The following is a 26,246-nucleotide window of genomic DNA, read 5'->3' as shown; positions in this document are numbered from 1 at the left end:
ACCTTACGGAACGGGGACGTCCGAGGCGTCGGCGGCTCGGGCGGGCCTTCTCCTGGAACGCTTGCGCAGGTGAACCCGCCCAGCACCGTCACCACCCGTACCGCGATCGCCGGCGCCGCCCTCACGGCCCTCGTCGCGGCCCTCGTCCTGACCGTCCGGTTCGGGGGGTTCTTCAACGCCCCGGTGGGCCTGTTCCGGTGGTACGCGGCCTGCTGGGCGCTGTTCGCGGCGGCCCTTCTGGCGCTGCGCCGCGTCCCGGACCGGAGCGTCGTCCCGCTGTTGCTGGCGGGGGCGGTCGCCGTCACGGCGACGGGACTTCTGGGGCCGCCGCGGACCAGCACCGACTCCTACCGCTACGTGTGGGACGGCCGGGTCCAGTCCGCGGGGGTGTCCCCGTACGACCACACGCCCCAGGACCCCGCGCTCGCCCGGCTGCGGGACCCCTGGCTCTTCCCCACGGGGGGCGCGTGCACCGGCCCGGACCTGGCGCGCATCCCCCACTCCGGCACCGGTCCGCGGCACTGCACCCGCATCAACCGGCCGGGCGTGCCCACCATCTACCCGCCGGTCGCGGAAGCGTACTTCCTCACCGTCGACCTGCTCTCGCCCGCCGGATCCCGGCACAAGCCGGTCCAGGTCGGTGCCGGCCTGCTCTCCCTGGGGGTGACCGGAACGCTCCTGCTGATCCTCCGGCGGCGCGGCGGGGACGTCCGCGGCGCCGCGTACTGGGCCTGGTGCCCTGCCGTGCCGCTGGAGGCGGTCAACAACGCCCATGTCGACGTCCTGGGCGTCCTGCTGGCCACCGCGGGGCTCGGCCTCGTCGCGTCCCGGGCCCGGGTCCGGCGGGCGACGGGCGGCCTGCTGATCGGCGCGGCCGTCGCCACCAAGCTCATGCCCGCCGTCGTGCTCCCCGGCGCGCTCTCCGGCATCCGCCGCGCGCGCGACGCGGCCACCGTGCTCCTGCCGGCCGCGGCCTTCACGGCCCTGGCCTATCTGCCGTACGTCCTGCTCTCCCACGGGTCGGTCTTCGGCTACCTCGGCGGCTATGTGGAGGAGGAGGGCTACGACGACCCTTCGGCGGGCTCGCGCTACGCGCTGCTGCGCCTGCTGCTCCCCGACTCCTGGGCGCTCCCCGTCCTCCTCGCCGTTCTCGTGGCGGTGTCCCTGTACGTGATGCGGTGCGGGGACCCGCGTCGCCCCTGGAGCGGCGCCCTGCTGGTCACCGGTTGGGCTTTCGTCCTGCTGACCCCCGGCTATTCCTGGTACGCCCTGCTGCTGGTGGCGCTGGTCGCCCTGGACGGGCGCTGGGAATGGCTGGGCGTCCCGCCGGCCGGCGCCGCCGTCTACGTCCTCGGACCGACGTTCCACTACGGCGCCGGACTCGCCGTCGTCGCGTACGGAGCCGCGGCGGGTCTCGTCCTGGCCGCTGCCCTGTTCCGTCACCGGCGTGGGGGAAGCGGCCCTGCGGCCCGCGCGGGGCAGGCCCCCGACCGTAGGACCGCCGTGTGAACCCCGGCCGCTCCGGGGCCGCGCCGCCGCCCGCGCGGTGCGGGGCCCCGCCCGTTCACCGTTCAGCCCGGTCCTCCCGTGGGCCACCGTCGGATCCGGGGCCCTGGTCCGCCAGGGCGCCGTCACGGGGGGGCGCCGGTCGATGAGTGGTCGAGCCTTTCGGGAGGGCGTCACTTCGCCGTCCTGCGGGCCCGCGCCTGAGCCCGGCGTGCCTTGCGTTCCGGCCGGGCCCGCAGCCGGGTCCGTCCGATCAGGATCACCGCCGAGGCGGCGAACAGGGCGGCGGTGATGAGGAGCCAGCGGGCGAGGAAGCCGTCGGCGGACAGTGCGGTGGCGGCGGTGTAGTGGCCGCCCTGGCGCAGGATCAGCGGCCAGTAGACGAGGAACAGGACTCCCGAGACGAAGGCGGGGACCCGGAGGTGGTTCACGCCCGGGCGCGGCGGCACCTCGCCCCCGGCGGCCCGGCCCCGGACGAGGAACTGTGCGGCGCGGTCGGTGAACGAGTAGGCCGGGAGGAGGACCAGGTCGTGGAGGAGGGCCGCGCCGACGAACCAGGTCAGCACGCCCATGGTGTCGCCCTCCAACAGCCGGATCCCGGCGTAGAGGGCGAGGGCGAAGCAGGCCAGGGTGAGCAGGAGGTGGAGGGGGGAGGCTCCGTAGCGTCGGCTGAACGCGGTTCCTGCCGTGGCGGGGCGGTTCATGCGGGTTCTCCGAAGGTGAGGCGGGTGACCCATTTGGTGTTGTGGACGCCCGGGGCGGCGGGGATGATCACGCGGGCCGGGTAGCCGTGGTCCGGGGACAGTTCGGCCCCGTTCACTCGCAGCGCGAGGAGGGAGCGTTCGTCCCGGGCCTGGTTGGGGGCCAGGACCACGGAGGAGAAGGAGCCGCCGCGCTGGACGGATTCCACCAGCACCTGCGGTGTGTCCGTGCCGAGTCCGACCAGCGCGGCCAGGTCGGTCAGGCGGACGCCGGACCAGTGCTGGTCGGGCGTGGACCAGCCTTCCACGCAGGCGATGGGGAGGGCCGCCCGGCGCTGCTCCATCGCCAGCAGCATGTCCCGCGTCAGCACCTCCTGGCGGCCCCCGCCGCGGACCGTCAGCCGCCAGGCGGGGCCGATGTCGCTGGGCCGGATCCCGCTGGCGGCGGCGGTCTTGTTGATCTGGAAGCCGTTCGGACCGGTGCCCGGATCGCGGCCGTGGGGGGCCAGCAGCGCGGTCCTGCGCCACCATCCGCCGATGCTCTGCCCGGCTGTGACCGCGAACAGGGCCAGCGAGCCGGCGCCCACCATCGCGACCGCACCGCGCCGTGAGATCGTCGGGGCCGACGGTCGGGGAGACACCAGTCCGGCCGCCTCCGCCGAGCCGGCCGCGGGTTGGAAGTGCCGTCCGGCGCGGACCGCGCGGACGGCACGCGGCAGTCGGAAGGCGACGTGGACGACGAAGGCGGCCATGAACACCCAGGCACCGTAGAAGTGGAGGACGTAGAAGGAGCCGGGGAAGACGTAGTCCAGCTGGATGTTCAGGATCCCGGTGGCGAACGTGAACCCGGCCCCGCCGACCAGCAGCAGGAGCGAGATCCGCTCCAGAGCGTGCGCGGCGGAGCGCAGTGGCGGCCACGCGAAGAGTTTCGGGATCACCGACCACAGCTTGGCGAGGAGGACGGGGACCAGGACCACGCCCAGGACGGTGTGGACGCCCTGGGTCAGCCGGTACAGCCAGTACGGTGAGGTGGGCCAGGTGAACAGGTAGAAGCCGAGCAGGCCCTTGTCGGGGGTCTGGTCGTTGCGCGGCGCCAGGTCGGGGTTGTACGCCGCGTAGGACAGCAGTCCGGTCACGAACAGCACGGTCACCCCGACCAGGAGCACCAGACCGAACACGCCCGTGAGCCAGGGGCCCCGCACGGGACTCCTCCAGAACGCGGGACGGGAGGGTCCGGGCGGCGGGCCGGCCGCCCGGACTCGGTCGGCCGCACCTTTGAGCCGCCCGGCGGCCGTCGTGCGCGGCTGCCCCGCCGGTCCGGGCGGTCCGGCCGGGACTGCCGGGACTGCCGGGACTGCCGTCGGCTGCTCGCGCCCTTCCTCGGGCCGGTCGCCCTCACCACTGGTTGCCATCCGGCGCATCTCCCCCACGTATCCGGTTCATCGGGCATGAACGTCCCGGAGAACATCCCGCGCCCACGCCCCTCGCCGAACCCACGACACGCGGCGCAATCCTTACGGATCCCGAACCCTCACGGCCTCGCCGCCCGCCGCGTTGTGTCGTAGCGCCCAGCCTTCCAGCGCGGTCTGGCAGGCCAGGTCCAGGTGGGAGACACCGGTCAGGTCCAGTTCGATCGGGCGGTCCTTCGGCAGCGCCTCCAAGGTTTCCAGCACGCGGGGCAGGCGCAGGAAGGTGGCGTGGCCGGACAGGGTCACCACCAGGCGTCCGCCGACGCGTTCGGTGACGTCGAGGTGGATGTGCGAGGTGTCCCAGGCGGACTTGGCGACCGCGAGGACCAGGCCGAGGATCACGCCTTCGAACAGGTTGGTCGTCACGATGGCGACCGCCGTGGCGCCGAGCACCAGTGCCTCGCCCCGGTCCCGCCGCAGCAGGGGTCCGATTTCCCGGAACGGCAGGAGCTTGCAGCCGGCGTGGATCAGTACGCCCGCGAGCGCGGCGAGCGGGATGACGCCGATGGCCGCGGGGAGCAGGGCGGTGAACAGCAGCAGCCAGCCGCCGTGCAGGACGCGTGAGAGCGCGGTGGTGGCACCGGCCCGCACGTTGGCCGAGCTCCGGACGATCACCGCGGTCATGGGGAGCGCGCCGAGCAGACCGCACAGGCTGTTGCCGATGCCCTGCGCCACGAGTTCCTTGTCGTAGTGCGTCCGTGGTCCGTCGTGCATCCGGTCGACGGCGGCGGCGCTGAAGAGGGACTCGGCGGAGGCGATGAGGGTGAAGGCGATGACGGTGCCGAGGACGGCGGGACCGCCGAGCGCGGCCAGTTCGTCGGCGCCGGGCGGCTGGACCACGTCGAGGAGTCCGGTCACCGTCACATGGCCCACGTCCGGGCCGAGTAGGGAGGTGACCGCCGTGGTCAGGGCGACCGCCGCCAGGGGCGCGGGCACCGCGCGCAGGCGGGCGGGCATCCTGGGCCAGAGCACGAGCAGGGCGATGGTCGCGCACCCGATGGCCGTGCCGGCGAGCATCCCGGGATCGGCGCACACCTCGGCGACCAACGCGGGTACGCCGAAGAGCTTGTCGAGCCCGGAGCGGGGCTGTTGTGACCCGGCCATGGTGTAGAGCTGGCCGAGGACCAGGACCAGGCCGATGCCCGCGAGCATGCCCTGGACCACGGAGACGGAGATGGCGCGGAACCAGCGCCCGCAGCGCAGGAGTCCGAGAGCGACCTGGAGTGCCCCGGTGAGGAGCACGATCGCTCCGAGCATGCCGAGGCCGAACTCCCGCACGGCTTCGAAGACCAGGACGGTCAGTCCGGCCGCCGGGCCGCTGACCTGGAGGGAGCTGCCGGGCAGGCAGCCGACCACCAGCCCGCCGACGATGCCGGTGACCAGGCCGAGTTCGGCGGGAACACCGGAGGCGACGGCGACTCCCACGCACAGCGGCAGGGCCACGAGGAAGACCACCAGCGAGGCCAGTACGTCCCCGCGGAGGACACCTGGCCGCCGCAGTTCCGTCAGGGTCCACCGCAGGTGGGAACCTCCGGCCGGCGGCGAGGCCGTCGTTCCCCGGCCACTGCTGCTGTGCTCGCGGTCGGAAAGGGGGCCGGGGCCGGGGCCGGTCACAGTGGCCCGCAGACGTGAGGAGTGACCCTGTCCAGGGCCCGGAGCGGTCCGCGGGGGTCCTCCCCTTGGCCATGTTCGTCCACGGCATGGGGCGGGAAGAAACGAGAACGGGGTGACGGATCCTCTTCGTTAGGCCGAATTCCGCCGGCTTTCAGGGAGGCGGCGAAAAGGCTCGAGCCGGACGGGTGTGCGGGACGGATGGGTGACTGCATGATGGCCTGCCTCCTGCGCCCCCTGCGGCGCGGAGCCTGGGCGCGGTGTGGTCGGGTCGGCGGTGAGCAGCTTGGGCGTTCCGAGATGGTCCGGGGTCCAACGGTGAAGCGTTCCCGACGGAACACCCGTCACCACTTAACCCTTGCATTACCGATTCTTGACAGACTGTTTTCCTGCCAAAGAAATGCCGGAATACGTCCCCGATCGCAAATTCGAGCGATCTTTTCGTCATTCCTGTCGAACACGCCCTCTTCATGCGCCGGAGCGGCTCCGGCGCTCGCCGCCGCCCAATCCGTTCGCGCCGTGGCATCGAAGGGCCCATTTCTGCGCGTCCGAGTGCCCGCGGGCGACCTACCGGCCTTGCCGGCAAGCGGGGCACAGTGTCTCCGAGGAAGGCACTACGAGCGGGCCGGGTCCGTTCCACCTGCTTGAGCGCGGCCACCAGGGGCAGCAGCGGTGCGCCCACGCCCCTGCCCCCTCTATGACGGCAGTCCCCGCGCCCGGAAGGGGGAGGGAGTGCGGCTCCGTGGGCCCCACTTCACTTCTCGGGGCGCGCATCACCTGGTAGGTCACCGACTCGTCGCCCGGGAGCGCCGCCGTCGGCACGGGGCGCAGGCCCTGGTGGCGGGATTCTTCGGAGGACCAGGTGGGGACGGTGTAGTGGGCGCAGCGTGGTTTCGCCGTGCGGAGTTCGGCCATCACCCGTGCCGCTTCCCGGGGCGGGTAGCTGTAGGAGGAGGCCACGATGCGGGGCTCGCGTGAGCGGGGTACGAGTTGGACGGTGGTGGCTGCGACCGGGTCCCGCCGTTCGTTCCACAGTGCTCGGGCGATGGGCATGCACAGTTCGACCTCGCGGTAGACGTCGTGCACGGAGGCCCTCTCGAAGGCGGCCCGGTAGCCGGGGATGTCCCCGCCCCTGGGCAGGACCGCCATCAGCTGCCGCATCTCCAACGGGCCGGCCTGCGGCCGGAGGCCCGGGGGCGGAGGCCCGGGGGCGGGCCGTCGCCGGCGACCGCACCGGCGGCGAGCAGGACGAGCAGAGCCGCTGCCGCCCGTGCGAGTGACCGCTGTTCCGGCCAGGCCCCGGACAGGAACCGGATGGTGGGGTGAAACCGTTGCGCTCGTAGAACGCGACCAGTTCACCTCCACCGCCGGCCCAGCAGTCAACCCGCGGCAGCCCCACTCCGGCCCGCCGGGTCTCCTCGGCGGCATGGGCCGGCAAAGCCGCCCCGATCCCCTGACCGGCGTGCCGCCGGTCGGAGACCAGCATCCGGACGTACCGCTCCGGTTCCCCGGCCGACGCAATCGCCATCAGCGGGCTGGGCCCGCAGTCCGACACCAGAGCACCGACAGGCCTCCCGTCCCACTCCGCGATGTACGCGGCGTTCTCGGTCGTGTAACGGCCACACACGGAGTCATAGCCGGACTCCCCTCCACGGCACTCCACGGCACCAGTCCCACGGAAGACACAGAAGCCGGCCCGCCGGGCTCCGGTCAGCCGGCCGGCGCCGGGGCCACCGCCGTGACGGGTTCCTGCAGTTCGGTGACCCACTCGGCCGGGTCCGCCGCGTGGTGCAGGGTCACCTCCCGCGGGTAGGCGGTGGACCGGTAGCCGTGGTCCTCGATCCAGCGGGCCAGCGCCTGCACGCTGCCCAGGACCTCGTCCATGCTGCCCCGGTGCACCAGGGTGGCGGCCCGCTCGACGGCGGGCAGCACCACGACCTCCACCCCCGGCACGGCGGTCGCCGAGGAACTGACCGGGAGGGCGGCGTGCACGGTCACCGCCCCCTCGGAGCCGCAGTCCTCGTAGTACGCCGTCCCCGGACCGGTCGGGAACACCCCGGCCGCGGCCAGCCGCCCGCACAGCTCCTCGAACAACGGGCCGACCACCGGGCCGACGGCGGCCGGTTCGAAACTCTCCACGACCGCGGTCAGCCGCGCCATCCGCATCGCGGGCAGGGTCTTCAGGACGATGTCGTGCTCGGGCATGTGCCCCTCGCTCTCGATGATCCGGAGCCTCCTCTCCACTCCGGCCAGCCGGCCGGCGGCCTCCGCCAAGGCCGTCTCCAGCTCGGCCCGCCGCAGCCGCAGCATCCCGCGCAGTTCCTCCGGCCCGACGTGCTCGTCGAGGATCTCCCGCACCTGGTGCAGGCCGAAACCGAGGTCCTTGAGCGCGATGACACGGTTCAGACGGGCGAGCTGCCCGGCCCGGTAGGACCGGTAGCCGCTGAACGGATCGACCCGGGCCGGGCGCAGCAGTCCGATGGCGTCGTAGTGACGCAACATGCGGACCGACACCCCGCCGAGTTTCGCGAAGTCTCCGATGGTGAACATGATGTCGTCACTCCAGGCCCTGACACGGTGTGAGGGTCAACCCTACGGTCCCGGATCCGACCGGGGCGGTCGAGGTCAGGCCAGGCTCGGCGGGGTGGACCTCACGGTGCCGTCCAGCGGCCGGACTCGCTGACGCAGAGGCCGACCACCTGGGGCGGAACGGGTCAGGTCAGCGTGCAACGCACCCCAGCGCACGTTCGGTCGATGGAGCACCCCTCCAGGCAGCGCGACGCAAGGACGCCGAACGCGGCCGCTCCACCGACCCGCCCGGCGTTCCTGCGCGGTCCCCCTGCCGGCACGGCGACCGGTCAGGCGCTCGTGCGGGGAGTGCGCCGTGGCCGGGGTGCGGCGTCGAGGAGTGCGGACAGTCGTCGGCCGTCGGGGGCGGCGTCGGTGGTGCAGGATTCGACCGTGGGCAGGGCAGCGACCTGTGCGAGGGGGGTGGTGTCCTCAGCGGCGCCGGGTACGTGGGCCAGGACGACGACGAGGACTTTCTGGTCCTGGTCGGCGAGGTGGATGCTGATGCGTTTGCCGCCGTCGGCGACGGCCGCCGCGGCGAGGGTGCGGACGGCGCAGGCCAGGTCGTTCTCGTCGAGTCCCGAGTAGGCCCAGGACCGGACGATGTCCACGGTCTGGGTGGCGGCCTTGGCGGGGGCCCACTGGTCGGAGCGGAAGGTGAGGCCGGCGGTGCGCCGGTTGCGGATGGTCATCCGCGGCGAGGGCAGACCCACCGCCGTCCTGGTCTGCGAGGTGGGTCGGGGCAGCTCGACCGGCTTCTTCGGGGGCGGTGGGCTCTTCGGCGGGAAGCTGGGCGGCAACTTCGGTCCCCGGTCCTGCACTTCGCTGCTCATGGAGCAACGGTACGCCTGGGCGAGGGCCGGGCGAAGGCATTCCAGCAGGTCCACGGGCTTATCCGGCGCCATCGGCGGGACGGCCGGACCGCTCGCCTCAAGGCGCCTTCCTGGCCGGGGTGCCCCGGGCCGCACCCCACCTCACCGTGGGCGGGCAACCGGGTCCGGTCCTGCCCGCAGGGGTGAACACCCGGTGGATTCCGTCTCGGCAGTCAGAGCGACCACCGAGCAGATCACCGTCCAGGTGACCTGCAACACCACGGACGACCAGGGAAGGCCTCAGCACATCGTGGGCACTCAGGTGTTCGCACCCTGGCCCGGATCCGACACGGGAGCGTACACCTCATCACCGGCCTCACAGGAGGCGGTGTCGTTGCGGGGACTGAAAACCCCGTCCCCATGGTCATTACCCAGGCATGGGCACCGGCTCAAGACGCGCACGCCCCGCGGACCGCCTCCCGGTCGCACCGTCAGGCGCGGGGCGACGTCCGGTGGCCAGGGAGTCCTGCGGCGGCACCGATGTGACCACCGGTGATCGCCGAGCACTGACTGCGGGGCCGTGTGCCATCGGATCGATCACGGAACGTCTCATTCCCGCGTCTGAATGGTGGACGTCACTCGCCGCTGGACGAGATCGCCCCCTACTCTGACCGGGCAGCTGGTTCGCCCCGTCCGCCAGGCGGGATGCGTCGTAAGAGGGAACCCGGTGGGAATCCGGGACTGCCCCGCAGCGGTGAGCGGGAACGACCGCCGTCATAAGCACTGGGACCGGACAACGGTCCTGGGAAGCGACGGCCAGTAGGTGCCCGCCGGGAGACCGGCAGGCGTGCCCGCGAGTCCGAAGACCTGCCCGTTGCCCGCACGCGGACGATTCCGTGTGCGGACATCCCGGTGACCTCGTGGGCGGGTCGGCGTACACAGCGAGCGGCACGAGCGGCCTTGGTTCCGCGTCGTGGTCCGTGCGTTCTGTCGTTCCCTTCGCGTCCGCGTCCCGTTGCCGGGGCGTTTTCTGGACACATCTCGCGAAGGAGAGTTCCGTGACAGCGAAGCCCGCAGCCGCGGCATCACGAGCCACCGTGTACGGCTACCCCCGCCAGGGGCAGAACCGCGAACTGAAGAAGGCGATCGAGGGCTACTGGAAGGGCCGTGTCACCGCCGACGCCCTCCACGCCACCGCCGCCGAACTGCGCCGAACCAACTGGCAGCAGCTGGCCGACGCCGGTATCCACGAGGTGCCGACCGGCGACTTCTCGTACTACGACCACGTGCTGGACACCAGCGTCATGGTCGGCGCTGTCCCCTCCCGCCACCGTGCGGCGGTCGCCGCCGACGCCCTGGACGGGTTCTTCGCCATGGCGCGCGGCACCCAGGACGTGGCGCCGCTGGAGATGACCAAGTGGTTCGACACCAACTACCACTACCTGGTCCCCGAACTCGGCCCCGACACCGTCTTCACGGCCGACTCCAGCAAGCAGGTCGCCGAGCTGAAGGAGGCACTGGCCCTGGGCCATGACGCCCGCCCCGTGCTGGTCGGTCCGGTCACCTACCTGCTGCTCGCCAAGCCCGCGCCGGGGGTGGCCGCCGACTTCCAGCCGATCACCCTGCTGGACCGGCTGCTGCCCGTCTACGCGGAGGTCCTGGCCGACCTGCGGGCCGCCGGTGCCGAGTGGGTGCAGCTGGACGAGCCGGCGCTGGTGCAGGACCGCACCCCGGCCGAGCTGAACACCGCCGCCCGCGCCTACCGCGACCTCGGCGCGCTGACCGACCGGTCCAAGCTGCTGGTGGCCTCCTACTTCGGCCGGCTCGGCGACGCCCTCCAGATCCTCGCCGCCTCCCCGGTCGAGGGTCTGGCCCTCGACTTCACCGAGACCGGCGCATGCAACCTGGAGGACCTCGCCGCCGTCGGCGGCCTGCCCGGCAAGCGCCTGGTGGCGGGCGTGGTCAACGGCCGCAACATCTGGATCAACGACCACCAGAAGTCCCTGACCACCCTGGGCACCCTCCTGGGCCTGGCCGACCGGGTCGACGTCGCCGCCTCCTGCTCCCTCCTGCACGTCCCGCTGGACGCCACCGCGGAGCGCGACATCGACCCCCAGATCCGGCGGTGGCTGGCCTTCGCCCGCCAGAAGACCACCGAGATCGCCACCCTCGCCCGCGGCCTGTCCCAGGGCACCGACGCGATCACCGCGGAACTCTCCGCCAACCGCGCCGACCTCGCCTCCCGCGCGAACTCCGCCATCACCCACGACCCGGCCGTCCGCGCCCGCACCGCGGCCATCACCGACGCCGACGGACGCCGCGCCCAGCCGTACGCCGAACGCACCGCGGCCCAGCGCGCCCACCTCGGCCTGCCCCTGCTGCCCACCACCACGATAGGGTCCTTCCCCCAGACCGACGAGCTGCGCGTGGCCCGCGCCGACCTGCGCGCCGGCCGGATCGACGCCGCCGGGTACGAGGCACGGATCAAGGCGGAGATCGAGGAGGTCGTCTCCTTCCAGGAGAAGACCGGCCTGGACGTCCTGGTGCACGGCGAGCCCGAACGCAACGACATGGTCCAGTACTTCGCCGAGCAGCTCACCGGCTACGTCGCCACGCAGCAGGGCTGGGTCCAGTCCTACGGCACCCGCTACGTCCGCCCGCCGGTCCTGGCCGGGGACATCTCCCGCCCCGAACCGATGACGGTCCGCTGGACCTCCTACGCCCAGTCCCTGACCGCGAAGCCGGTCAAGGGCATGCTGACCGGCCCGGTCACCATGCTCGCCTGGTCCTTCGTCCGCGACGACCAGCCGCTCGGCGACACCGCCCGCCAGGTCGCCCTCGCCCTGCGCGACGAGGTCGGCGACCTGGAGGCCGCCGGTACCTCGGTGATCCAGGTCGACGAACCCGCCCTGCGCGAGACCCTCCCGCTGCGCGCCGCCGACCACGCCGGCTACCTGGCCTGGGCCACCGAGTCCTTCCGGCTCACCACCAGCGGCGTCCGTCCCGACACGCAGATCCACACCCACATGTGCTACGCGGAGTTCGGCGACATCGTCCAGGCCATCGACGACCTCGACGCCGATGTCATCAGCCTGGAGGCCACCCGCTCCCACATGCAGGTCGCCCGCGAACTCGCCGCCCACGGCTACCCCCGCGAAGCCGGCCCCGGCGTCTGGGACATCCACTCCCCGCGCGTCCCCGGCACCGAGGAAGCCGCGGACCTGCTCCGCACCGGCCTCAAGGCCATCCCGGCCGAGCGGCTGTGGGTCAACCCCGACTGCGGTCTGAAGACCCGAGGCTGGACCGAGACCCGCGCCTCCCTGGAGAACCTCGTCGCCGCCGCCCGCACGGTCCGCGCGGACCTGTCGGCTGACACCGGCTGACGGCTGACGGCTGACGGCTGACGGCTGACGGCTGACGGCTGACGGCTGACGGCTGACGGTCCGGGCGGGGCGCCACCGCGTCCCGCCCGGACAGTCCCCTGCCGGACAGGGCGGCCCGGCCCGCTACGGGGCCCGCCTGTGGAACGAGGCGTTCCGGCTCGCCCAGGACCTGCTGGACATCCCACACGGCACGATCCGGGCCACCGCCATCATCGAGACGGTCACCGCCGCCTTCGAGACGGAGGAGTTCCTCTACGAGCTCCGCGAACACGGCGCCGGGCACAACGCGGGCCGCTGGGACTACCTGATCGACGCCGAATCCGCCGCCCTGGCCAGGGACCGACCCAACGCGATGGGCGACCAGGCCCGCGAGATCCTCGAAGGAACGCTCGCGGCCCGTGAACCGCCCCCGTTCTTCACCCCCGAGGCCTACCGGCGGCATCTCGTCCGCCGGACGGAGGACTCCTGATGCCTTCGACGGGCGCCTGCCGCGCCGTGTGCCCGCGGGGCTGCCGGACTGGAACCGGTGCGCGGTCATGGGGGTCGTGAACGCGACCCCGACTCGTTCTCCGACGGCGGCCGGTGGTTCGAGGCGAACACCGCCGTCAAGCACGGACTGGACCTGGTCGCCGAGGGAGCCGACCTCGTCGATGTGGGCGGCGAGTCGACCCGGCCCGGAGCCACCCGGGTGGACGAGGAGGAGGAGCTTCGCCGCGTCATCCCCGTCGTACGGGACCTGGCGGCCGAAGGCGTGCTGGTATCCGTGGACACCGTGCGGGCCTCCGTCGCGGCCCGCGCGGTCGACGCCGGGGCGGTCCTGGTCAACGACGTCAGCGGCGGACAGGCCGACCCCGCCATGCCCAAGGCCGTCGCGGCCTGCCGCGTCCCCTTCGTCGTGATGCACTGGCGCGGGTTCAGCCACGACATGAACGGCCGCGCGATCTACGGCGACGTGGTCGGTGAGGTCCTGGCGGAGCCGGGCGCCCGGATCGAGGCCGTGGTGGCCGCCGGCATCCCACCCGAGCACCTCGTCGTCGACATCGCATTCGTCATCCTGGTCGGAAGCGCGACGGAGCCGATGGGTGCGCACCGGTTCAGCCCGTGGGAGGGGGCTGTCCTCGGCCGCGCGCCGGTATTCGGCGTTGATGCGCTGGACCTCTTCGAGCTGGTCCTCCAGGATGATGATCCGGCCGGCGGCCTCGATGGGGGTTCCCTGGTCGACGAGTTCCCGCGCGCGGGCGGCGGTGTCCGTCGGCGGATCGGAGCGGGGTGATCAGGCGGGCCTCGCCCAGGGCGCGGAGGGGCCCGGGAGCGTAAAGCTCCCGGGCCCCGAAGGAACTGCTACACCATCTGCCGGCCCTGAACCTGCGCCGGCCTTCCGTGTCCGCACCTCTCCTCCGGCAGCCAGCCCCGTCGCCCATGGTGCATCCGCTCTGGCTTGGAACCCCACTGCCGAACCTCCCGGTGCGCGCGCCCGCAGCCGACGCCTTCACCGAGGTGCCACTCCACTACTTCACTGCCGGGTACTGCCACCTGCGTCCACTCTCGGCGGCCCCTCATCACCGCGGGCCACCCGGTCCGGCCGCCAGTCCCGTCGCCGTGCCGGGCCCTTCGGTCCTTCTCGGTTACGAGAGAAACCATAACCACCACATCACCAAATGTCTACTCCAGCCATGACAGATTTTCGTATGCAGGGTGGAGAGGTATTCGATTCCGGAGGGGAAGGGGGCGGAGCGGGCGCGGCCGGGGCAGCCGGAGGATGTCGGGGCGCAAGGGCTGTGCGGGGTCGAACTCGAAGGGGCAGAGCTGATCCCGATCACAGCCGCCTCACGTGCCCCTCAGCCGGCGGTCGGCACCCATCGGTGGCCCTGGGCGGCGCAGCGCTTCATGGGGACCTGCGTGTCGGTGGCCATCGTGCCCCGGGAGGGTCCGGCGGCGGCTTCCCGGCGGAGACCGCCGCCGGTGGCGGCCAGGCGGCGTCCTTCCGGTGCCGGCCTGGGCTCGTGCGCGTTGACGGACCCGGTGCCCTTCAGGGGCAATGGTCTCGCGCCCGGGCATCGCGCCCGCGCCGTCCGCTCAGCCGGCCGTCGGTGCGGGGACCGGGGCATTCTGGCCGACGACGATCTTCCAGCCCTCCGGCTGCCGCGCGAGCACGTAGGTCGTCGCCCCGTGCGGGCCGCCGACCGGTGCCCCCTCGCGGTCGGTCGGGGTCTGGTGGACGTTCACACCGATCACACCGTCGGAGATGCCCAGGAGCTTCACAATGTCGTAGCGCGCGTACGACTCGCCCAGGAAGCCCTGGAAAGCGGTCCGGCTGAACTCGGCGATCGACTCCCGGCCGTCCAGTCGCATGCCCACGGCGTTGGTCCAGGAGGCCTCCACCCCGAACTGCTCGGCCAGGCCGTCGGCGTCGCGGTCGTTGAAGGCCCGTTCCAGGTCCTTCACCACTCCGGTGACCGCTGCCCTGACATCCTCCGCGATGCGCCCGACCACCAGGATCCCGTTCGACATGGCTGTGCCCCGTTCCATCCGCGCTTCCCGTCCGGCCGCAGCCGGGGCGGCGTCCTCGCCGCTGTCCCCTACCCAAACTCCTCAACTGCGCTTGAGGTCAAGCCCCTTCGTGTGGAAGGAACCCAAGAGGGGCACAGGGGTGCGCGGCGGCGGTCACGATACACACGATCCAGTCGACGAGTTCCGATCAGATTCGCTCCTGCCGTGGGCTTGTCGGACGAGATGCCGATGGTCGCCCGGTGTGCCGCGGGGGACACACTCCGGCGCCGCCTTCTGGGCGCACCGTGGGCTCCGGGCCGGTTCCTGATCGCCTCCACGGCTCCGGTCACCGCAGTGGTGGCCGTCTCACCCTCAGCGGCGTCACCGAGAACGGCAGGCGCAGCGCCGTGGTCTCCATGTCCGAGCCCCCGGCGGTGACTCCCCGCCTCCGGTGAACCCACGCGGTCAGAGCACCGGACGCAGCAGCGGGCTGCGGCACTAGTCTGTGGTGGTGACCGGAACCGAGCTGGATGAGTTGATCGTGCCCGACAGCGCGGCGCTGCGCGCGTGGTTGATGGACCACCACACCACCTCCGATGGCGTCTGGCTCGCCCTGACCAGGAAGGGCGGATCCGTCACCACGCTGACGTGGCAGCAGGCGGTCGACGAGGCGCTGTGCTTCGGTTGGATCGACGGCCAGGCCCGCAAGCGCGACGAGGAGAGTTCCTGGAGGCGGCTCACCCCGCGCCGATCGCGCAGTGTCTGGTCCCAACGCAACGTCGCCAACGTGGCCCGGCTGGAGGCGGCCGGCCTGATGCTGCCTGCCGGCCGCGCAGCGGTGGAAGCCGCGAAGGCCGACGGCAGGTGGACGGCCGCCTATGCGCCAACCTCGGAAGCGGAGGTGCCGGCCGACCTGCAAGCCGCGATCGCCGCCGACCCAGCGGCGCAGGCGATGTTCGAGGTGCTCACCAAGACCAACCGCTTCGCCCTCATCTACCGGGTCAATGCCGCCAAGCGGGCCGAGACACGGGCCCGGAAGATCGCCGAGTGCGTGGCGATGCTGGGTCGGCACGAGACGTTCCACCCGCAGCGGGCCAAGCCGGCGAACTCGCCGACACCGTGAGCGTGACCCGACGCCGGGGAGCAGCGCGGCACCGACGCCGCGGCTGAGGTGGGGCGCGCCGCCCTGACGGGGTGACCTGGGACGGGGTGATCCGGTACGGCGTGGGGCCAGGTGCACTCTGCTCTCGTCACGGGAGCCGGCCCCGCACCGTCATGGGTGCGGCATACATCTTCGTGCCTGGGCCGCAGTGAGCTGCTGGGTGCGATGTCATCGTCCACGGCGTCCGTGTCCCAGGCGTCAGGGGAATTCGTCGACCTCCTCGTCGGGGAGGAATCGGTCCCTCAGTCGTGAGAGGACGTTGGCGGGGCCGGAGTCGCCGACGAGGGGCACCCGTGCCGCGGCGGAGGGGCTCATCGGCGGACGAAATCGTCTACGCAGTTGCCGGTGCAGTCGCCCTGCGAGCTCAAGATCATCCCCAGGACGAGGATCGCCAGGATGATCCACGCCACGTGGACGAACGGATTGTCTCGCCCACGCGGGGGTTTCGGTATGCCGCCCGGCGGAACCTCGTCGTGGCTCTCGGGCCGGCCATCTGAGCTGTCGTGTTCCTGGTCCGCCATCGTGGCATCCCCCCGTCGCGGTGCGTCCTCCCATGGCACGGCGTCAGATCGCATCGGTCAAGGCCTGCGGCGGCATCGCTCGTAGGTCCCGGGGGGCGTGCCGGTCCCGGGCCGGCCTCTCGGGATACTGGTGGCATGATCGACAGACAGCTGCGCGTGGTGCTGGCCGAGGACTCCGTCATCCTGCGCGAGGGCATGGTCGAGTTGCTCGGGGCTCGCGGATGCGAGGTGGTGGCCACGGCCGGTACCGGTCCCGCCCTGCTGGAGGCCGTGGCCTCGCACCGGCCGGACGTGGCCGTGGTGGACGTCCGCATGCCGCCCACCCATACGGACGAGGGCATCCGCGCCGCCGTCGAGCTGCGGGTGCGGGCGCCCGGCACCGGCATCCTGGTCTTCTCCCAGCACGTCGAGGCCTCCTGGGCGTCCCGGCTGATGGCGGGCGGTGCGGCGGGCGTCGGCTATCTGCTCAAGGAACGTGTCGCCCGGACCTCGGAGTTCGTGGAGGCGCTCCACCGGGTCGCCGACGGGGGTACCGCGCTCGACCCGGAGGTGGTCACCCTGTTGATGCGGGGCGGGCAGCGCGGCCGGGTGGATGCGCTGACGCCGCGTGAGCGCGAGGTGCTGGAGCTGATGGCCCAAGGTCACTCCAACCGGTCCGTCGCCGCTCTGCTCGTCGTGTCCGAGCGGGCGGTGGAGAAGCATGTCGCGGCCGTCTTCATGAAGTTCGGGCTGCGGGCCACGGATACCGACAACCGGCGGGTGAAGGCGGTGCTGGCGTATCTGTCCGAGACCGGGGGCTGATCCGGGCGCCGTCAGGGACGTGCCGGAAGGTCCGCGGTGACGGTGGTGGGCCCCCCGGGCGGGCTGTCGATCCGCAGGGAGCCGTCGACCGCCGCCAGCCGTTCGGCCAGACCCGCCAGGCCGGTTCCCCCGCCGGCACCGGGTGACGCGCCGCCGTGCCCGTCGTCGCGCACGGTCAGGCGTACGCGCCCGCCCGCGCCCACCGCGGTGAGCTCGGCCGAGCGGGCACCGCTGTGTCTGGCCATGTTGGCGAGCAGCTCGGCGGCGCAGAAGTAGAGGGCCCGTTCGACCACGGGATGGGGACGCTCCCGCAGTTCCAGCCGGAGGGCGACGGGGACCGGCGAGACGGCGGTCAGTCCCGGCAGGGCCTGTTCGAGGCCTTCGTCCAGCACCACCGGGTGGAGGCCCCGGGTCAGTCTGCGCAGCTCGGCGATCGTGTCGTCGGTCTGGCCGCGGGCCCGGCCCACCAAGGTCCGGAGCCGCTCGGGATCGGGGGCGGAGGGCGCGAGCGCGTCCTCGGCCAGCGACAGGGTGATGGCCAGGGCGACGAGCCGGGCCTGCGTGCCGTCGTGGAGGTCGCGTTCCAGGCGGCGGAGCCGGTCGGTGTTCTCCATGAGCAGGACGGCCCGGGCGGCCTCCAGTTCCCGGACACGCCGTTGCGTACGGGCGGGGCCGAGCAGCTGTCGGGCGAGCCGCCGGTCCGCCCCGGTCACCCCACGGAGGGCGGCCGGTACCGCGCACAGGAGGATCGCGCCCAGCAGCACGCAGCCGGTGTCCAGCCAGCTGGCGGGCCGGGGTCCCGTTTCCAGCAGACGTCCCCAGAGCGGGAACCCGATCAGCCAGCCACACCCGAGGGGCAGCAGCACGGCGCAGACGAAGCCGAGCAGACCGAGCGGCAACCGTGCCACCAGGTACAGCAGGGTCCGCCAGGCGACCGGATCGGCCAGCACCGCACGACCGCGGGCGAGCACTCCCGCCCCGCGGTCCATGGCGGCCGGCGCCTCGACGTACTCGCCGAGGAGGCGGCCGAGGAGCCACCGGTGCAGGGCGCCCCAGCGGCGCACGCCCAGCAGCGCCACCACCAGGAACGGGAGACCGAGCACGGTCAGGGAGAGCAGTACGCCCGCGTACACGACGGCGATCGCGTACACCCCGCCGAGCAGTGCCGGCGGCAGCCCGACGGCGGCGTAGGCCCACTCGCCGGCCCGGAGGGAGAAGTACCCGCGCCGTTCTGTGCCAGGCCGCCGGTCCCGGACCTCCGGCGCCGCCTCCGTGCCCGGTGACGGCACCGGGACACCGGCCCGCTCAGCCACGGCCGCCGCCCACCAGTTCCGCCGCCGGGCCGCGGACCGCCCACACACCCGTGACCAGAATGCTCGGAGCGGTCAGCAGGACCGCGCCGGCGAGGATCCACCCGCAGTCGCCGCCCGGGACCTGTGGCAGCGCCGAGCCGGTCACCGCCGTACTGAACGCCGCCGACGCCGCGCCCGCCACCACCGCGCCGAGCAGCACCCCCACCGCCGCGGTCAGCCCCGCCTCCACGCCAAGCATGCGCAGCAGCTGCGCCCGCGTGGCGCCCACGAGCCGCAGCAGTGCGAACTCCCGGCGCCGCTCGGCGGTCACGGCGACCAGCGTGTTGACGGTGGAGACGGCCGCGAAGCAGGTCAGCAGCGCCAGTTCCGCCTGGCGCAGCCAGACGTCGGTGGCCGAGGCGATCCCGGTGCCCGTGTCTCCCGCGGCGTGCGCGGCGGTGCTCGTCATGACGATCATGGTCCCAGAGAGTCCCACGAGCAGCGCCACGGGTACCACCGCGGAGGACAGCCGACGGGCGTAGCCGCGCAGGTTGGCGTCGGCGAGCCAGCCGGCACCGGGCGCGAGCAGTCGTACCGGCCGGCCCAGTACGGCTGCCAGGACGCGCGCCGCGAGCGGCCCGGCGAGGCCCACCGCGACGAGCAGCACCAGGGCGGCCAGCAGCGCGGCCTGCCCCGCCTTGTCCATCTGTTCCGGCGGCCGCGTCGCGGCCAGCCGCAGCAGCAGGACACCCCCGGTCAGCGCGACCGCCCCGGCCAGCAGACGTGCGACGCCGGTGCGTGCGTGCTCGGTCGAGGTGGCGGTCAGCGCCGCCGCGGGCGGCATCCGGGAGACGCGGCGTGCCGCGAGGGCCGAGGCCGTCAGACCCACGGCGAGTACGGCCGCCACCGCGACCAGCACCGGCACCGGCGTCCCCGGCACCCGCAGTCCCGGCGCCGCCATTCCCTGCCGCTGCAAGGCGCTCAGGGCGAGCCCGGCCCCCACCGAGCCGGTGGCCCAGCCCGGCAGGGCCACCAGCAGGGTGGTCACCACCACCTGGCCGCGGACCAGCCGGCGCGCCTGGCGCGGGGTCGCCGCCACGGTCCGCAGCAGGGCCAGTTCACGGGACTGCCGCCGAACCGCGAAGCCCAGGGCGTTCACCGCCACGAAGAAGGCCACCAGGACCGAGATCTCACCGAAGGCCCCGGCGATCACCATCACCCCCGGCCCCGCCGTCTCCTCCCGGACCGTTCCGGAGGCGGTCGCCTCGGCCGCGAACAGGCCGCCGAACAGGGTGAGGGTGGCGACGGCCAGGAACAGCGCGGCCGCCAGGCCGGCGAAGGCGGCCGGCCGCCGGCGCATCTGCCCGAAGGCGATCGAGATCACCGGTCTCACCCGCCCAGCCGGCTCAGGTGCTCGCCGATGCGCGCCGGGTCCGGCCGTTCCAGCTCCTCCACGAGCACGCCGTCGGCGAGCATCAGCACCCGGTCCGCATAGCCGGCGGCGACCGGATCGTGCGTCACCATCACACAGGTCCCGCCGTCCCGGTCCACGCCCTCGCGCAGCAGGGCCAGGATCTCGTGCCCGGTGGCCCGGTCCAGCGCGCCGGTCGGCTCGTCGGCGAACAGCACCCGCGGCCGGGAGACCAGCGCCCGCGCGATGGCCACCCGCTGCTGCTGCCCGCCCGACAACTGCCCGGGCCGGTGCCCCGCCCGCCCCGCGAGCCCGACCCGGTCGAGTGCCTCCAGGACCCGTCCCCGATCGGGCCGTTCGCCGGCGAGCCGGCCGGGCAGCTCGACGTTCTGCGCGACCGTCATCGCGGGCATCAGATTGAAGGCCTGGAACACGAACCCCACCCGGCTCCGCCGCAGTCCGGCCAGCCGCCGCTCGGGAAGCCGGGACACCTCCGTGCCGCCCCACCACACCGACCCCCGGGTGGGCCGGTCCATCCCCGCGAGACAGTGCAGCAGAGTGGTCTTGCCGGAACCCGAGGGCCCCATCACCGCCGTGAACGTCCCCGCCCGCAGGTCCACCGACACCCCGCGCAACGCCCGCACCACGCCGGCTCCGCGCCCGTGGTCACGGTGCAGGTCCTGCGCACGGGCGGCGGGTCCCGCCCCGAACTCCGTCATCGTTTCAGCCATGCCCTCATCCTGGGCGGACGGAGCCGGGGGATCGATCGTGCCCACCCCCGTTCCCGGGGTTCGGAAAACCGAACCCCGAACCGGCACCGCAGCACTCGCGGTCTCTCAGACCCAGCCGAGCCGGGCCGCCTTCACTCCCAGTTCGAAACGGCTCGACGCACCGACTCGGGAGGTCAGTTCGGCCACCATCCTGCGCTCCGTCCGCACGGAGAGGCCGAGGGCCCGCGCCGCGGTCTCGTCCTTGCGGCCGTCCGCCAGCATCCGCAGGAGTTCGCGTTCCCGGGGGGTGGGGCCCTCCGGGGGCGGTTCGGTCCGGTGCGGCCGCGAACGGTTCGGCGTCCTTCCAGTACGCCTCGAAGAGTGCCTGCAGGGCGCGTACCACCGGAGCTCCGCGCAGCAGGCCCGCGGTGGGACGGCCCGCCGCGGCATCGCCCGGGAGGGCGGCGGCGTCTCCCGGGATGACGGCGGCCTCACAGCCTGCCGGGGGTGTGGAGGAAGGCCGGGAGCAGCGGGCCGGTTCCGGCCGCGGCCGCCATCGGGGTGACGGTCAGCCGGTGCGGTCGCGGTCGATGTCCGGCGTGCGGAACTGCCGGGTGCCGGTGGCGCCCTGGTCGCGGTCATCGTGGCCACGTGCCGGCGGGCACCGCGGCCGAGGACTGGCCCCGGTACGCCCTCGACCGCCCGGGATCAGGACCTGCGGGTGGGAGAGGAGGGGCTGAACTTTCCGAAGCACAGGTTGCAGACGGGGGCACTCACCGTGCCGCGGGAGGTCACAGCGGCCGGCAGGAGACGCAGCTCCCGCGAACTCCCCGGGTGGACGGAACCGGATACAGCGGTGGCGGACATGGCGGCCTCCCAGAGTGGACGGACGAAACGCGGACCCCCATTGCACCAAGCGGTCCACAGCACCGACCTCACCCGAACGGACGACAGGATGGACGAACCGCCCCACCCCCACTGCCTCCCCGGCACAAGCCCGCCGCCTTTCCCGCTTCGCCCACGGCCGGCCCGACCTCGACCTGGAACGCACCCACTGGTTCAAGGGCAGCGGCATGCTGCACACCCCCGCCCTCGACGGCGCCCCCTACATGACCGACCGCGGCCCCGACCTCACCGCCAGCACCGCCGGCACCCATGTCATCGAACACGCCGGGCGCCTCCTCGCCCTCTGCGAGGCCAACCTCCCCTTCGAGCTCACTCCCGAACTCGACACCGTCGGCCCCCACGACTTCCCCGACGAGCACGGCTGCGGCGGCTACGGCGTCGTCAAGTACGACCGCAGGACCGGAGCCCGGCGCGTCCACCGGATCGGTGACGCCCGGCTGCCGAGCGGGGCGGTCTTCGTGCCGGCGGCGGGTGCCACCAGCGAGGACGACGGCTACCTCCTGACGGTGGTCTCCGACCTCAAACAGGACGCCTCCCAGCTCCTCGTCCTCGGCGCTTCCGACCTCGACCGGATCGCCGCCGTCCACCTCCCCCGCCGCGTCACCGCCGGAATCCACGGCTCCTGGATCCCCGACAGCGCGCCGGACGGTCACACCGGCTGACGTCCCTGCGGGGCGCGCCCCGGCCCTCGCGAGACTGACGGCGCCTCCGGGCTACGGGAAGCGGCGGCGGGGGCCGGCCCGTTCGACCGGGATCCAGAGCTGGGAGCCGGTGTCGGCGCCGATCTCCACCGGGCTGGTCCGCAGGAGTTCCGGACCGGGCCGGCTCGTGTAGGGGTTCGAGGGGAACCACTGGGTGAACACGTCCCGCCAGAGGGTCTGGAGGGAACTCGGGTAGGGCCCGTGGTCGTCGAAGACGGCCCATGTGCCGGCCGGCACGTCGAGCACATCGAGTCCGTCGAGTCCGTCGAGTCCGTCGAGTCCGTGGCGGACCTCCCGTGGGTGCTGGACGCCCGGGCCGGCCGGCGCATCGGCCGGCGCTCCGGGGCCGGTCAGTACGCCGATCCAGAAGTCCACCTCGGCCCCCTCCTCGCGGCTGTCGGTCAGGTGGACGGCCGCCGAAACGACCCCTTCCGGCTCCTGCCGTGAGTGCCGGGCCCACTCCTTCAGCCGGTCGACCGTCCGCCGGTCCAGGCCGGCCAGGTGGGCGGAGGCCGGACCGTTGGGCCCCTCGTGGACCAGCGGGACCGTGGCCTTCCTGCCGAGGATCCGGAAGGCGTCCCGGTCCACGATCCGGTACCTCATGACCGTGGCCCCCTCGACGACGAGGCGGAAGGACACACGGGGTTGCGCGGTGAGGACCGCGCCCCTGCGCCGGGCCTCCCCCGGGCCCACTCCGTGCACCGAGCGGAAGGCGCGGGCGAAGGCCTCGCCGGAGCCGTAGCCGTGGTGGACCGCGATGTCGAGAAGGGTCCGCTCCCCCGCGAGGACCTCGGCCCCGGCCAGGGTCATCCGGCGGCGCCGCACGTAGAGCGGCAGGGGCATGCCCGAGAGGGCCGAGAACAGGCGCCGGAAATGGTGTTCGGAGACGGCGGCGATCCGTGCCACCTCGGCCATGTCGATCTCCCCCGGCGCGGTGTGCTCCCCGGCGCCCTCCGCGCCGTACTCCCCGTCCAGGCAGGACTCCAGGTGGTCCAGGGCCTGGTTGAGCCGCTCCAGCACGAATCCGTCCTCCTTTCCGCCCCATGGCAGCACGGCGGGAACCGTGCCCCGCCCGACAGAACCGCACTGGGAATTGTCGGGCAGCGGGCGGCGACGGCGTCCGAGGCTGGGCCCATGACGGATATCCAGGGATACTGCGCACCGCGTTTCGCCGCGGTGCGCGAGGCGCTCGCGGCCTTGCTCGACGGATCGAACGGACGGACCGGAGACGACGGCTCCCCCGGTGCCGGCGGGGGTGCGTCGGCGGCGGTCTTCCTCGCCGGCGAGCCGGTGGTGGACCTCTGGGGCGGGTACGCCGACGCGGACCGATCGGTCCGCTGGGGGCGCGACACCCTCGCCGCGGTCAACTCCACGACGAAGAACATGACGGCCCTGTGCGCGCTGGTCCTGGCGGACCGCGGGCTGCTGGACCTGGCCGCACCGGTCGCCGCCTACTGGCCGGAGTTCGCCGCCGCCGGCAAGGAGGGCGTGCTGGTACGGCACGTGCTGTCGCACACCGCGGGCCTGCCGGACCTGGTCGGCCCGAAATCGGTCGAGGACCTCTACGACTGGGAGGCCGTGACCGCCGGGCTGGCGGCCCGGGCACCGGATTGGGAGCCGGGGACGGCCGCCGGATACCACGCGCTGACCTTCGGGTTCCTCGTCGGTGAGATCGTCCGCCGGATCACCGGGCGCGGCCTCGGCGCGTTCTTCGCCGAGGAGGTCGCGGGGCCGCTGGGCGCGGACTTCCACATCGGACTGGCGCCGGAGCACGACCATCGGGTGGCCGCGCTGCTTCCGCCGCCGTCGCTGACCGACGCGTACGCGGCGAGTCCGCCGGCCGGTCCCGACGGTGCGCGTGCGGAGCACACCGGGCCGGTGGTCCGGGTCGCGGACGTGAACTCCGCGGCCTGGCGCCGTGCGCTGCTCCCCGCGGTCAACGGCATCGGCAACGCCCGCTCGGTGGCCCTCGTCCAGTCGGTGCTGGTGAACCGGGGGGCGGTGGGGGGTGTGCGGCTGCTGTCCCCCGAGGGCTGTACTCCGGCTTGGCGGGAGGTGTTCCGGGGCGAGGACCGCGTCCTGCGGGCGCCGATGGCGTGGACGGCCGGGTTCGGACGGTTCGGCGACGCCTTCGGCTGGGGCGGCTGGGGCGGCTCGCTGGTGGTGGGCGATCCCGGCGCGCGGATGACGGTGGCCTTCGTGATGAACCGGATGGCCGACCGGGACCGGGAGGAGGACGGACGGGGCATGGAAATCGTCATGGCGGCCTACGAGGGCTTGCGGTGACGGGGGCCGGGGGCGCCCGGCCCCGGCCCCCGGCCGACGCGCCGGGACCGGAGCGGTGGGAGTCCGCCCCTGAGCGGACCGGCGGACCGGCCCCGGCGCGGGGCCGGCCGGCGGGTGCAGGCGCGTCGGTGGGCTCGGGGGTCTCGGCGCACGGGCGGGTCAGGCGGCGCGGGGCGGGGCGTCGGTGCCGGTGGCGGTGCCGGTGTTCCTGGTGAAGCAGTTCCAGCCGCATACGCAGGCGCGCTTGTCGCCGCCGGCCGAACGGCCCGCGGCGGGCCGGAACTCCAGCGTGAGGGCCTCCGCCCGGACGGTGCGGGTGGCGGCGGGGCTGGCAGTGGTGCGGGTCATGTGCGTCTCCTCGGATATCGGGCCGGGGGCCGTCCCCGTGCGGTGGACTCCCGGGCTGACTCGGCCTCCCGACCGTAGGAGCACCCGGTCCCCCGTCGTGTCCTCCGAACGGATCCCTCGGCGGGTGACCCACCACGGAGCGGATCCGGTCCGCTCGCCCGACCGCAGGGCCCTCCTCTGCACCCGAGGCCCCGCCTGGCCCGCGATCTCGGCCTTGCCGTTCCGGGAGGCGTCCGGCTCCGGGCGTGCTGGCGTCCCGCCGCAGGTGAGGCTTTCCAGCAGGTGGGCGAGGTCGACGCCGGTGCGGTGGCGGAGGAGACAGGGTTTCACGGGCGCGGAGCGGCCGGGACCGTTACGAGGGCTGGAGGACGGAGAGGACGTTGCCCGCGGGGTCGGTGAACCAGGCGATCAGCGGGCCGCCTTCGCGCACCACCCCCTTCGCGTCGTGCTCGAAGCCGGGATACCTCTCGAAGCGGATCCCGCGGCCCGCCAGACCGTCCACGGCCGCGTCGATGTCCTCGACGGGGAAGTTGAGCACGGTGAACGCGGCCGGGACGTGATCGTCCTTCGGGTACACGATGATCTCGGTGCCACCCGCGATGTGCAGGGTGAGCAGGCCGTTCTCCTCGGTCACCCGCAGGCCGAGGATCTCGCCGTAGAACTCCTTCGCCCGCTGGATGTCGTCCACGGCGAAGCCGCTGAACGCCCTGGTGTCGCTGAACATGCGCTGTCCTCCCGGTACCGGTGCGGCCGGCCGACGGCCGGTCGTCACGAGTGTCGGCCCGCCCGCACCCGTTCGGCTGCTCCGCCCGGCCGGACGGCACCGATTCCCCCGAACGCACGCGTACTTCCGCCCCGGAGCCGCGCGAACGGTCGGCGGGGGGCGGCGGGGTCAGGTCCGCCAGGGCCCCATGCGGTCCAGGCGGCGGCGCTGCTGGTCGGCGGTGGGCGCGTCCCGCGCGGTGCCGCGCTCGGTGAGCCGGCGGGCGATGTCGGCGCGCTGTTCGACGGGCTTGTGATCGTCGTACTTGAACTTGGCCCGTACGTCGGTGACCTCGACGCGGAGTCCGCGGATGCCGGACAGCATGCGCCCGTAGGGGGGCAGGTCGGGGGCGATGGGGGCGTGGTCGCCGTCGGGCTGGAAGTGGGCCATCTGCCGGCGCAGCAGCTCGGCCTTGTCCTCGGGCTCGTCGACGACCACGGCCCGGCCGGTGAACTGGACGGCCGCGTAGTAGCTGGTCGGAACGCCGTCGGTGGGCGGGCCCTCGGGCTTGGCGCGCCAGGGCCCGGGGACGAAGGCGTAGTCACCGATCACCGTGAGGGTGACCTGCGGGTCGGCGTCGATCGCCTTCCAGACCGGGTTGGGGCGGGCGAGGTGGATCAGCAGGGTGCCGGCGGAGCAGGTGAAGTGGGTGGGGACCGTGAAGGGCGGCTGCCCGGGCGGTCCGTTGACGGCGAGGAGGCCGAAGTCGTGGCCGGACGCTATCCACGTCTGCCATTCGGTCTCGTCCAGGGCGGCGTCCCAGGGCTGGATGAACATGGCGGTTTCGGGTCCTTCCGTGCGGAGC

The 26,246-nt window shown here is 73.3% G+C and carries 21 protein-coding genes, 4 pseudogenes and 1 riboswitch; of the genes and pseudogenes, 8 read left to right on the top strand and 17 right to left on the bottom strand.

Going from position 1 to position 26,246, the window contains the following annotated elements:
• Positions 1–69: 69 nt before the first annotated feature.
• A complete protein-coding gene (locus ACZ50K_RS15410) occupies positions 70–1,509 on the top strand; it encodes a glycosyltransferase 87 family protein (protein ID WP_468902753.1) in 1,440 nt (479 codons plus the stop codon).
• Between the two features lie 170 nt (positions 1,510–1,679).
• On the opposite strand, the gene ACZ50K_RS15405 is transcribed toward ACZ50K_RS15410, so the two are convergent.
• The 6 genes and pseudogenes from ACZ50K_RS15405 to ACZ50K_RS15380 form a co-directional block, all read right to left on the bottom strand.
• Positions 1,680–2,210 (bottom strand): hypothetical protein, encoded by a 531-nt coding sequence (locus tag ACZ50K_RS15405; RefSeq protein WP_468902751.1) that lies wholly within the window; start codon positions 2,208–2,210, stop codon positions 1,680–1,682.
• Positions 2,207–3,409, bottom strand: coding sequence for a molybdopterin-dependent oxidoreductase (locus ACZ50K_RS15400; RefSeq protein ID WP_468902749.1), 1,203 nt, complete (start codon positions 3,407–3,409; stop codon positions 2,207–2,209). Before ACZ50K_RS15400 ends, ACZ50K_RS15405 begins: the two co-directional genes overlap by 4 nt.
• A 312-nt stretch (positions 3,410–3,721) precedes the next feature.
• A complete protein-coding gene (locus tag ACZ50K_RS15395) occupies positions 3,722–5,197 on the bottom strand; it encodes a SulP family inorganic anion transporter (protein ID WP_468903219.1) in 1,476 nt (491 codons plus the stop codon).
• 1,373 nt (positions 5,198–6,570) lie between these two features.
• Positions 6,571–6,905: pseudogene (locus ACZ50K_RS15390) on the bottom strand (GNAT family N-acetyltransferase); the annotation flags it as partial.
• Between the two features lie 92 nt (positions 6,906–6,997).
• The gene (locus tag ACZ50K_RS15385) at positions 6,998–7,837 is read right to left on the bottom strand and encodes a MerR family transcriptional regulator (protein ID WP_468902746.1); all 840 of its coding nucleotides are present in this window, start codon (positions 7,835–7,837) and stop codon (positions 6,998–7,000) included.
• A 308-nt stretch (positions 7,838–8,145) separates the two neighbouring features.
• Positions 8,146–8,688 (bottom strand): hypothetical protein, encoded by a 543-nt coding sequence (locus ACZ50K_RS15380; protein ID WP_468902743.1) that lies wholly within the window; start codon positions 8,686–8,688, stop codon positions 8,146–8,148.
• Positions 8,689–9,330: 642 nt separating this feature from the next.
• Positions 9,331–9,556: riboswitch (cobalamin riboswitch) on the top strand.
• A 169-nt stretch (positions 9,557–9,725) separates the two neighbouring features.
• Here ACZ50K_RS15380 and metE point away from each other — a divergent pair.
• The 3 genes and pseudogenes from metE to folP all read left to right on the top strand — a co-directional run.
• On the top strand, positions 9,726–12,050 hold the full coding sequence (gene metE, locus ACZ50K_RS15375; protein ID WP_468902740.1) for a 5-methyltetrahydropteroyltriglutamate--homocysteine S-methyltransferase: 2,325 nt from the start codon (positions 9,726–9,728) through the stop codon (positions 12,048–12,050).
• A 121-nt stretch (positions 12,051–12,171) separates the two neighbouring features.
• Positions 12,172–12,357: pseudogene (locus ACZ50K_RS15370) on the top strand (malate synthase A); the annotation flags it as partial.
• Between the two features lie 229 nt (positions 12,358–12,586).
• Positions 12,587–13,089, top strand: a pseudogene (folP, locus tag ACZ50K_RS15365) (dihydropteroate synthase); the annotation flags it as partial.
• A 72-nt stretch (positions 13,090–13,161) separates the two neighbouring features.
• Here the strand turns inward: folP and ACZ50K_RS15360 are convergent.
• Positions 13,162–13,471: pseudogene (locus ACZ50K_RS15360) on the bottom strand (hypothetical protein); the annotation flags it as partial.
• 655 nt (positions 13,472–14,126) lie between these two features.
• A complete protein-coding gene (locus ACZ50K_RS15355; RefSeq protein WP_468902737.1) occupies positions 14,127–14,561 on the bottom strand; it encodes an SgcJ/EcaC family oxidoreductase in 435 nt (144 codons plus the stop codon).
• Positions 14,562–15,048: 487 nt separating this feature from the next.
• Here ACZ50K_RS15355 and ACZ50K_RS15350 point away from each other — a divergent pair, with 487 nt between their 5' ends.
• A complete protein-coding gene (locus ACZ50K_RS15350; RefSeq protein ID WP_468902735.1) occupies positions 15,049–15,663 on the top strand; it encodes a YdeI/OmpD-associated family protein in 615 nt (204 codons plus the stop codon).
• A 350-nt stretch (positions 15,664–16,013) separates the two neighbouring features.
• Here the strand turns inward: ACZ50K_RS15350 and ACZ50K_RS15345 are convergent, their stop codons facing one another.
• Entirely contained in the window at positions 16,014–16,223 is a 210-nt protein-coding gene (locus tag ACZ50K_RS15345; protein WP_468902733.1) for a hypothetical protein, read from the bottom strand.
• Between the two features lie 135 nt (positions 16,224–16,358).
• On the opposite strand from ACZ50K_RS15345, the gene ACZ50K_RS15340 reads away from it, so the two are divergent.
• Complete coding sequence (locus tag ACZ50K_RS15340) at positions 16,359–17,024, top strand: response regulator transcription factor (protein ID WP_468902730.1); 666 nt, start codon at positions 16,359–16,361, stop codon at positions 17,022–17,024.
• A gap of 11 nt (positions 17,025–17,035) precedes the next feature.
• Here ACZ50K_RS15340 and ACZ50K_RS15335 read toward each other — a convergent pair whose 3' ends face one another.
• From ACZ50K_RS15335 to ACZ50K_RS15320, 4 genes are all read right to left on the bottom strand, one after another.
• Positions 17,036–18,313 carry a sensor histidine kinase gene (locus ACZ50K_RS15335; protein ID WP_468903217.1) on the bottom strand — a complete coding sequence of 426 codons (1,278 nt, stop codon included), beginning with the start codon at positions 18,311–18,313 and terminating at the stop codon, positions 17,036–17,038.
• A gap of 16 nt (positions 18,314–18,329) precedes the next feature.
• Positions 18,330–19,700, bottom strand: coding sequence for an FtsX-like permease family protein (locus ACZ50K_RS15330; protein WP_468902727.1), 1,371 nt, complete (start codon positions 19,698–19,700; stop codon positions 18,330–18,332).
• A 5-nt stretch (positions 19,701–19,705) separates the two neighbouring features.
• The gene (locus ACZ50K_RS15325) at positions 19,706–20,458 is read right to left on the bottom strand and encodes an ABC transporter ATP-binding protein (protein ID WP_468902724.1); all 753 of its coding nucleotides are present in this window, start codon (positions 20,456–20,458) and stop codon (positions 19,706–19,708) included.
• 105 nt (positions 20,459–20,563) lie between these two features.
• Entirely contained in the window at positions 20,564–20,719 is a 156-nt protein-coding gene (locus ACZ50K_RS15320; protein ID WP_468902723.1) for a helix-turn-helix domain-containing protein, read from the bottom strand.
• 791 nt (positions 20,720–21,510) lie between these two features.
• Here ACZ50K_RS15320 and ACZ50K_RS15315 point away from each other — a divergent pair.
• A complete protein-coding gene (locus tag ACZ50K_RS15315; RefSeq protein WP_468902720.1) occupies positions 21,511–22,005 on the top strand; it encodes a carotenoid oxygenase family protein in 495 nt (164 codons plus the stop codon).
• A gap of 51 nt (positions 22,006–22,056) precedes the next feature.
• Here ACZ50K_RS15315 and ACZ50K_RS15310 read toward each other — a convergent pair whose 3' ends face one another.
• Positions 22,057–23,064: an AraC family transcriptional regulator gene (locus tag ACZ50K_RS15310; protein WP_468902717.1), complete on the bottom strand. Its 1,008-nt coding sequence runs from the start codon at positions 23,062–23,064 to the stop codon at positions 22,057–22,059.
• 114 nt (positions 23,065–23,178) lie between these two features.
• Here ACZ50K_RS15310 and ACZ50K_RS15305 point away from each other — a divergent pair, with 114 nt between their 5' ends.
• Complete coding sequence (locus ACZ50K_RS15305; protein ID WP_468902714.1) at positions 23,179–24,330, top strand: serine hydrolase domain-containing protein; 1,152 nt, start codon at positions 23,179–23,181, stop codon at positions 24,328–24,330.
• Positions 24,331–24,489: 159 nt separating this feature from the next.
• Here ACZ50K_RS15305 and ACZ50K_RS15300 read toward each other — a convergent pair whose 3' ends face one another.
• The 3 genes from ACZ50K_RS15300 to ACZ50K_RS15290 form a co-directional block, all read right to left on the bottom strand.
• Positions 24,490–24,678 (bottom strand): hypothetical protein, encoded by a 189-nt coding sequence (locus ACZ50K_RS15300; RefSeq protein ID WP_468902712.1) that lies wholly within the window; start codon positions 24,676–24,678, stop codon positions 24,490–24,492.
• Positions 24,679–25,030: 352 nt separating this feature from the next.
• Positions 25,031–25,402 (bottom strand): VOC family protein, encoded by a 372-nt coding sequence (locus tag ACZ50K_RS15295; protein WP_468902710.1) that lies wholly within the window; start codon positions 25,400–25,402, stop codon positions 25,031–25,033.
• 168 nt (positions 25,403–25,570) lie between these two features.
• A complete protein-coding gene (locus ACZ50K_RS15290) occupies positions 25,571–26,218 on the bottom strand; it encodes an FMN-binding negative transcriptional regulator (RefSeq protein ID WP_468902707.1) in 648 nt (215 codons plus the stop codon).
• Between the last annotated feature and the right edge of the window lie 28 nt (positions 26,219–26,246).

The organism is Streptomyces sp. NPDC033845, assembly GCF_055576225.1.
Note: the sequence above shows the minus strand (reverse complement) of the source record. Positions and strands in the feature narration are given on the sequence as shown.

Excerpts from the sequence above, each read along its gene's own strand:
- ACZ50K_RS15405 (WP_468902751.1), bottom strand. The coding sequence starts at position 2,210 with ATGAACCGCCCCGCCACGGCAGGAACCGCGTTCAGCCGACGCTACGGA.
- ACZ50K_RS15385 (WP_468902746.1), bottom strand. The coding sequence starts at position 7,837 with ATGTTCACCATCGGAGACTTCGCGAAACTCGGCGGGGTGTCGGTCCGC.
- ACZ50K_RS15380 (WP_468902743.1), bottom strand. The coding sequence starts at position 8,688 with ATGAGCAGCGAAGTGCAGGACCGGGGACCGAAGTTGCCGCCCAGCTTC.
- ACZ50K_RS15355 (WP_468902737.1), bottom strand. The coding sequence starts at position 14,561 with ATGTCGAACGGGATCCTGGTGGTCGGGCGCATCGCGGAGGATGTCAGG.
- ACZ50K_RS15345 (WP_468902733.1), bottom strand. The coding sequence starts at position 16,223 with ATGGCGGACCAGGAACACGACAGCTCAGATGGCCGGCCCGAGAGCCAC.
- ACZ50K_RS15340 (WP_468902730.1), top strand. The coding sequence starts at position 16,359 with ATGATCGACAGACAGCTGCGCGTGGTGCTGGCCGAGGACTCCGTCATC.
- ACZ50K_RS15325 (WP_468902724.1), bottom strand. The coding sequence starts at position 20,458 with ATGGCTGAAACGATGACGGAGTTCGGGGCGGGACCCGCCGCCCGTGCG.
- ACZ50K_RS15320 (WP_468902723.1), bottom strand. The coding sequence starts at position 20,719 with ATGCTGGCGGACGGCCGCAAGGACGAGACCGCGGCGCGGGCCCTCGGC.
- ACZ50K_RS15315 (WP_468902720.1), top strand. The coding sequence starts at position 21,511 with ATGCTGCACACCCCCGCCCTCGACGGCGCCCCCTACATGACCGACCGC.
- ACZ50K_RS15305 (WP_468902714.1), top strand. The coding sequence starts at position 23,179 with ATGACGGATATCCAGGGATACTGCGCACCGCGTTTCGCCGCGGTGCGC.
- ACZ50K_RS15300 (WP_468902712.1), bottom strand. The coding sequence starts at position 24,678 with ATGACCCGCACCACTGCCAGCCCCGCCGCCACCCGCACCGTCCGGGCG.
- ACZ50K_RS15295 (WP_468902710.1), bottom strand. The coding sequence starts at position 25,402 with ATGTTCAGCGACACCAGGGCGTTCAGCGGCTTCGCCGTGGACGACATC.
- ACZ50K_RS15290 (WP_468902707.1), bottom strand. The coding sequence starts at position 26,218 with ATGTTCATCCAGCCCTGGGACGCCGCCCTGGACGAGACCGAATGGCAG.